The 4,148-nt window shown below is 69.0% G+C and carries 4 protein-coding genes; 1 reads left to right on the top strand and 3 read right to left on the bottom strand.

The window, feature by feature from the left end:
- Positions 1 to 117 precede the first annotated feature (117 nt).
- From ACWF82_RS34280 to ACWF82_RS34290, 3 genes are all read right to left on the bottom strand, one after another.
- Entirely contained in the window at positions 118 to 1,398 is a 1,281-nt protein-coding gene (locus ACWF82_RS34280) for an ROK family transcriptional regulator (protein ID WP_379307483.1), read from the bottom strand.
- Between the two features lie 342 nt (positions 1,399 to 1,740).
- Positions 1,741 to 2,451 (bottom strand): hypothetical protein, encoded by a 711-nt coding sequence (locus ACWF82_RS34285; RefSeq protein ID WP_452507715.1) that lies wholly within the window; start codon positions 2,449 to 2,451, stop codon positions 1,741 to 1,743.
- 97 nt (positions 2,452 to 2,548) lie between these two features.
- Entirely contained in the window at positions 2,549 to 3,136 is a 588-nt protein-coding gene (locus ACWF82_RS34290) for an HhH-GPD-type base excision DNA repair protein (protein ID WP_452507716.1), read from the bottom strand.
- Between the two features lie 79 nt (positions 3,137 to 3,215).
- Between ACWF82_RS34290 and ACWF82_RS34295 the strand changes: the two genes are divergently transcribed.
- Positions 3,216 to 4,019, top strand: coding sequence for a methyltransferase domain-containing protein (locus ACWF82_RS34295; protein ID WP_452507717.1), 804 nt, complete (start codon positions 3,216 to 3,218; stop codon positions 4,017 to 4,019).
- Positions 4,020 to 4,148: the final 129 nt, after the last annotated feature.

Genomic DNA, 4,148 nt, shown 5'->3' on the forward strand with positions numbered 1-4,148 from the left:
ACGAAGGAGCAAGCAACTGCCGCTGATCGGCGGGACAGGAGGGGCCGCGACTCGAGCGCGCCAGCGCTCCAACAAACACAGCTCCTGGGACAGCCGAAACCCCCGGTCTCAGCCGCTCTAGATCCGACGGATAGCCGCCAGCGGGTCCGCGTACAGCGCACTCAAAGACGTGACCACCGCGGCGAATTCCTGTACCTTGCCGCCGAATCCGCTGATCCGGATGTCGGTGGGCGGCAGCTGGGTGCTCTGTGTGAACGCCCTCGCCACGTGCGGCAGCGCGGGGCGGTAGCCGGTGAAGGCCTGGCCGCCGAGGACGACCCGGTCGGGGTTGAGCATGTCGCGGACAAGGGCGACGGTCTGGCCGAGCATCGTCGCCCGCTCGGCGAGCAGCTCGCGCGCGCCCTCGGACCCGGATTCCGCGGCGCGGTAGAGGTCGGCGATGGTGGTGCCCGCGGTTCCGTTGTGCGCCGGGATGATTCCGCGGCCGACCGCGCGGGCCTGCAGGGCCCGGTCGCCGACGGTCACTTCCAAGCAGCCACGTCGACCGCAGGTGCACTGCACGTCGGAGCCGGTGGGCAGGTGCGCGATGGAACCGGGGCCGTTGTTCGGGGTGTGCACCCGGCCGTCGAGGGTGACGGCGATGCCCGCGGTCTCGCGGACGTAGAAGTAGAGGCTGCTGCCGTGCTGGGTGGCGGGCAGTTCGGTGTCGGGTTCGGGCCTGCGCGCGTCGAAGGTCGGCAGCAGCAGTTCCGAGGCGGCCATCGCCTCGACGTGCGGGGCCACCGATACCGGCAGTTCCAGCACATCGCCGAGGACCTGCCCGATCGGCGCGCCCTTCCAGTCCAGCTTGGGATGGTCGACCACACCGGTGTGCGGATCGACCCGCCCGCCGATGGCGACGCCTGCCCACAGCGGTGTGCGCCGATGCCAGCGCTGCAGGAACGCCTTGGCGCTGCGGGCGACGGTGGTGACCGCGAACTCCTGGCCGGTCTGCGGCGTCGCGATGGCGAGACCACCGAGAATGCGTCCACGCAGGTCGGCAGCGACGATCTTGGTCGCGGCGGCGCCGACGTGGATACCCAGCGTCAGATAGGCCTCGTGGTCGATCTCGAACGGCACCCGGGGCCGCCCGACCGCGCCGGCGGCGGTCAGATCGGGACGCTCCCGCAGCAGACCCGCCGAAAGCAGCGACGCCACTTGCCGATTCACGGTGGCGATGCTCAGACCCGTTGCCCGCGCGGCATTGTCGCGCGAGACCGGCCCGGAGGCGGCGGTCCGCAGCACTGCGGCGGCGGGGTTGTCGCTGCGGCGCAGCTCAGGGGCGACGACGGGGCGCGAAACCCGGGGACGCCCGGCGGCCGCCCGGCTGACGGGGCGATCGATGATGGGAGTAGACATATGAAGTTCCTTGCTGAAATCCCGTTGTCCCAACGGAATTGCCGACACGTATGGCGTGGCAGCTCGCGAGCCGGAGACGGCCCAGCTGCAGCATCAGGAACGACAAAGTTCACGCGTCAACGGCAACCGCAGACCCAGCGCGGCGGTCACGTAGGTGACCCGCTTGGCGGTGAGGTGGTTGCCGGACATAACAATCAAGTTAACACCGAATGCGGACCCATCCAAGCCGAACCGGCGGATTGTGCCACGCGGCACACCATTTCCCCAGGTCAACGCCCCTGGCGCGGGAGCGCAAAAGCGCCCCACCCGGCGGACCGGATGGGGCGCTCACGCGTTGCTCGGCTACTTGGCCGGCGCGGTGAAGGGTGCGTTGATGGTCGTGAAGTACTGGATCGCCGCACCGATCGCCACCGGCGCGGTGACGAAGATCTGACCGGCCAGGGTGCCGAGGGCGCCGACGGCGATGATGCCACCGATGCAGCCGACCACGGCGGCGGGCAGGAACGGGCCGAACAGGCCGATGATGGTGGCCGCGGCGACGGTGGTGCCGACGATGCCGCCGAGGACGCAGCCCACCGTGGCGCCGCCGAGACCGCCGACGAGCGTGCCGACCGCGGCGCCGAGCGAGATGGTGGAGGTCAGCCGCGACCAGGCCGCGACCTCACGGTCGTATTCGGACTTGAACGGCGCCTTGTCCTCGAACGGCAGGGCGACCGGCTTGTAGACCGCCTTGGCCGGGTCGAGCTGCGGGGTGAGGACGGCCTTGTTGCCCGAGATCTCGGCCGCGATCGGCAGCTCGAAATCGTCGAGACGGAACGACAGCGGGGTGGCCGCGACGGTGGTGCCGTCGGCCGCCTTCACCTTGAACGCGCCCTCCTCGACGACAAGCGAACCCGCGTCGGTGCTGATGACCGACTTGCCGTCGACCTCCTCGGCCGTGAAATTGATCGGTGCGGCAGCCTGCGGGGCCGGTGCCGCGACGGCGGTGCCCGCGGCAACACCGGTTGCCATGGTCAACAGCGCCGCAACCACGGCGAGCTTCCTCATCTTCATAAAACTGCCAATCCCTCATCTGTCGTCGAGCTGTTCGAGAAGCAAGCTTCGAGCAGATCCACGCCGGTGACGAGGGAAAAAAGCAGGCAGATCGAAACTAGGAATTCGTCCCGGCGGATTTCGCGGCCGCTTTCGCCTGTTTCTTGAATTCCCGCACTTCGGCGAGTGTTTCGGCGTCGACCACATCGGCGACCGAGCGGCGCGACCCTTCGTCGCCGTAGGATCCGGCCGCTGTGCGCCAGCCGTCGGGATGCACGTCACGCTGCTTGCCGAGCAGCGCGAGGAAGATTTTCGCCTTCTGCGCGCCGTATCCGGGCAGGTCCTGCAACCGGCGCAGCACCTCCTTGCCGTCGGGGTCGCCCTCGGTCCAGATGTTGGCGGGCACGCCGTCGTAGTGCTCGATCACGTACTGGGCCAGCGCCTGCGCGCGCCGAGCCATCGACCGCCCGTAGCGATGGATAGCGGGCGGCGTCGCGGCGAGCTCCTCGAATTCGGCCGGATCGGCGCCGGCGATCCGGCGCAGATCGAATCCGTCCATCCGCTCCGCGAGTTTGCGCGGACCTCGAAACGCGTGCTCCATCGGATACTGCTGATCGAGCAGCATTCCCAGCAGCAACGCGAAATCGTCGGTGCTCAGGAGTTCGTCGGCCTCAGGGTCCTGCGCGAGACACAGCGTACGAGTCATACATTCATCGTGACACAATTCACCTATAGCCTCTGAGTCCATGCTCACCAGGACCGAGGTTCCCACGATGGCGGTAAGTATGACCGACTACACCCCACGCCCTGACCGCTTCGATCAAGCGGGCAAGGACCAACTGATCGACGCTCATGACCTCGAGGTCACCCAGCCCGGGATGCGCAGGCTACGGGCCTGGAGCCACGATGCGCTCGGCTTGCGGCCGGGTGAGAGTGCCCTCGATATCGGATCCGGTACCGGTTCGGAGGTGTTCGTCTTCGCCGACGCCGTCGGGCCGACCGGCACCGCTGTCGGCGTCGAACCCGATCCGAATCTGATCGTCTCGGCCAAGCGCCGGGCCGAGGAAAGCGGCTCGGCCGCGACCTTCGCCACCGGTGACGCCTATGGCCTGCCGTTCGGCAACGACACCTTCGACGCGGTGCTCTGCGAACGGGTGTTCCAGCATCTGACCGCGCCCGCGCGCGCCGCGGGCGAGATCGCCAGGGTGCTGCGGCCGGGTGGCCGCGCGGTGGTGGTCGACAGCGACTGGCAGACGGCGATCGTGCATCCGGGCGATCCCCGGGTGGTCGGCGCCGTGATCGACACCCTGATCTCCTCGACCACCAACCCGCAGTCCGGGCGCAGGCTGGCCGGTCTGCTCGGCAATGCAGGCCTGGTCGTCGACGAGATCGGCTCGCACGCGCTGGTGCAGGATCGCAGCGTTGGCGCGGGCGCGCTGGTCAGCCGGATCGCCGAGCTGGCCGTGCTGCGCGGGACGATCACCGCCGCCGAGCGGGATCAGCTCGCCGCCGACCTGCAGGCCGGCGCCGATCGCGGTGACGTCCACATCTCGGTCACCATGTTCGGCGTGCTGGCGCACAAGAGGTAATACCGGAGCGCCGAACTCAGCCGACACGCCCCGACCTCGAGGAGGGGCAGGCCGACGAAGTCGGCCGTCGCGGCCGTCCCGCCGGTCAGGCGCCGTTGCGTACGCGACGAAGGAGCAAGCAACGGTGCC

This window comes from Nocardia sp. NPDC055053 (assembly GCF_053608285.1).

What these genes read in the sequence shown, in the direction of transcription:
- ACWF82_RS34290 (WP_452507716.1), bottom strand. Translation starts at nt 3,136, where the DNA reads ATGACTCGTACGCTGTGTCTCGCGCAGGACCCTGAGGCCGACGAACTC.
- ACWF82_RS34280 (WP_379307483.1), bottom strand. Translation starts at nt 1,398, where the DNA reads ATGTCTACTCCCATCATCGATCGCCCCGTCAGCCGGGCGGCCGCCGGG.
- ACWF82_RS34285 (WP_452507715.1), bottom strand. Translation starts at nt 2,451, where the DNA reads ATGAAGATGAGGAAGCTCGCCGTGGTTGCGGCGCTGTTGACCATGGCA.
- ACWF82_RS34295 (WP_452507717.1), top strand. Translation starts at nt 3,216, where the DNA reads ATGACCGACTACACCCCACGCCCTGACCGCTTCGATCAAGCGGGCAAG.